Annotated in this window: 3 protein-coding genes; 2 read left to right on the top strand and 1 reads right to left on the bottom strand. The window is 33.0% G+C overall.

Annotation, left to right across the window (positions count from 1 at the left end; genetic code table 11):
* The coding region (locus VFS71_RS07490) for a sigma-54 dependent transcriptional regulator (RefSeq protein ID WP_326400308.1) at positions 1-1129 on the top strand (1129 nt) is incomplete at its 5' end.
* Between the two features lie 87 nt (positions 1130-1216).
* On the opposite strand, the gene VFS71_RS07485 is transcribed toward VFS71_RS07490, so the two are convergent.
* Complete coding sequence (locus tag VFS71_RS07485) at positions 1217-1750, bottom strand: hypothetical protein (protein WP_326400306.1); 534 nt, start codon at positions 1748-1750, stop codon at positions 1217-1219.
* Positions 1751-2107: 357 nt separating this feature from the next.
* Here VFS71_RS07485 and VFS71_RS07480 point away from each other — a divergent pair, with 357 nt between their 5' ends.
* Positions 2108-2389 carry a DUF7674 family protein gene (locus VFS71_RS07480; protein ID WP_326400305.1) on the top strand — a complete coding sequence of 94 codons (282 nt, stop codon included), beginning with the start codon at positions 2108-2110 and terminating at the stop codon, positions 2387-2389.
* The last annotated feature ends 85 nt before the right edge of the window (positions 2390-2474 follow it).

The raw sequence follows: 2474 nt of genomic DNA, 5'->3' as shown, positions 1-2474 counted from the left end.
TCCTTTGGCAGAGGTCATTTTATTAACTGCTTACGGTAAAATTTCCGATGGTGTTCAAGCTATGAAAAATGGTGCTTTTGACTATATCGTAAAAGGAGATGACAACGATAAAATTATACCACTGTTATACAAAGCACTGGAAAAAGTTCAACTTCAAAAGAAAGTCAAACAACTCGAAAAACGAATCTCCGATAAGTATTCTTTTGATAGTATCATCGGAAAGTCAAAAGGGTTGGAGCAAGTTATTGATTTGGCCAAAAAAGTAGCCAAAACTGATTCTACAGTACTATTAACAGGAGAAACCGGAACAGGGAAAGAAGTTTTTGCGCAAGCTATTCATGAAAACAGTAATCGTGCAGGAAAATCATTCGTCGCGTTAAATTGCAGTACTTTCAGTAAAGAAATTCTTGAAAGTGAATTATTCGGGCACAAACAAGGAGCTTTTACAGGGGCCATAAAAGATAAAAAAGGTTTTATCGAAGAGGCCAATGGCGGAACTTTGTTTTTGGATGAAATTGGAGAGATGCCTCTAGAATTGCAAGCTAAATTATTGCGCGTTCTAGAAACGAATGAATATATACAAATTGGGGATACTACTCCAAGGAAATCAAATTTTCGCTTGATTGCTGCTACAAATCGCGATTTAAAAACTGAAAGTGACGAGCACCGTTTTCGTTCCGATTTGTATTTTAGATTGAATATTTTTGAGATAAAAATTCCGCCTTTGCGAGAAAGAATAAAGGACATTGTTCCCCTAACCAATTATTTCGTTAAAGAATTTTCAATAAAGGGAAACAAAAAGGGATTGACTATTGATCCTGTTTTCATGCACAAATTAGAAACCTACCATTGGCCGGGGAATGTTCGTGAATTGAGAAATGTAATAGAGCGTTCTGTGATTCTGGCGAATGAAGATGTTTTAATTCAAGATGTTTTGCCCTATGAAATTCAGCACCAAATTGACCATTCCAGCAAAACATTATCAGCGTTTTCGATGCAAAGTGTCGAAAAACTGCATATTCAGAAAGTTCTAAATTATACGAAAGGCAATAAAGCAGAAGCTGCACGTTTGCTCGAAATTGGTATTGCAACCCTTTATCGAAAATTAGACGAGTATAATATGCAATAATAAAGCAATCGCTTTGAGTACGACCTGTCATTTTGATAGACATCTTTAGCTTTTTTGTTGTAAAAACATCAAGGCTAAGCAATTTTTTTAATCCTTGTTGTAAGATTTTTTTGAATTGGAAGTGCTATCAGGCAAATTGAGGAGAAGATTAAAAGCAATCAAAAAAGAAAGCGTTCCTAAAATAGCGATACCAAAATTTGCTTTTTCTGCAGTATGTTTGACAACATCACTTTTCTTTTTAATGGCAACCGTATTCAATTTCAAAATATGAAATATGTTTTGACGAATTTTACTTTTCAAAGGTTCATCAGCCCAATTTTTCCGCAATGAATCAAAATCACTCCGTAGCGTATAAGTAGCTTTATCTTCGCCAACTTCGGTAATATTCCCCATTTGTTTGGTTAGATTGACTTCAAATTGAGCTATTGCATTTTGTTTATTTGAATTATTTTCGTCTAATGAAAGAAGCATATTTCTGGAATACTCGAGTGTATTATAATTGTCTTTCAAAATGTTTTCTGTATCATTTTTAATCGAAAAATTATAGTACGCACTCACTAATGAAAGTGAAATTATCATTAGAAGAAGCAATCCAATCCTTGAGTTTAATTTGATTTTCATTTTCAAAACTATTATATGATGTTTGAACTAAAAATAGTACTTATGATGAATGTAAGGTATTGATTTTTAATCGATTTAATAGGTTCTAATTTACAACTCTTAATTTTTAAATCCTAATTTATGACTATTAACTTTTATATTGCCACTAAGTCGATAATTTAAGCTTACTGTATAATGAATCAGTCGTGAAGTAAAATTATCGTTTTGAGAAAAGCCTATCATTTTGATAGGCTTTTTTTATGCCTTTTTTTGGCACAACTGCAATAACACCATAGAAAACAATGCTTTATGTTTTTATGTTTTTTTAGGAACAATTTTAGCATAAGGGATGGGGAACAAAATAAACTATTACCAATAATGAAAAACAAGATAGCAACGATTTACGAAAAAGCGGAGCGTTTTGCCGAAATCACAAAAATTGCAATTATGGGCGGAAATATTAACCGAGCTAAAAAATGCTTAGGATTGGCTGAACGATTATTCGAAACGGGAAGTAGCGAAACAAAGGGTGTTATTTCCCATGTGTATGTTTTTTCAATTTCCTCTTTTATGGAACTGCGTCATTGTACCATTTCGAATCTGTTTCCAAAAGCGCTGAAAGCAGAATACATCAAGCAAATCAGTGCCTCAGGAGTTTAATCTAACCTAAATTTTAATAAAATGATACTAAACTTTCTTTTACTCGCATTAGGAGCATTGCTCTTTGCGATTTGTTTTAAATCCG

This window comes from Flavobacterium sp. (assembly GCF_035760125.1).
GTDB lineage: Bacteria > Bacteroidota > Bacteroidia > Flavobacteriales > Flavobacteriaceae > Flavobacterium.
Note: the sequence above shows the minus strand (reverse complement) of the source record. Positions and strands in the feature narration are given on the sequence as shown.

What these genes read in the sequence shown, in the direction of transcription:
- VFS71_RS07480 (WP_326400305.1), top strand. Translation starts at nt 2,108, where the DNA reads ATGAAAAACAAGATAGCAACGATTTACGAAAAAGCGGAGCGTTTTGCC.
- VFS71_RS07485 (WP_326400306.1), bottom strand. Translation starts at nt 1,750, where the DNA reads ATGAAAATCAAATTAAACTCAAGGATTGGATTGCTTCTTCTAATGATA.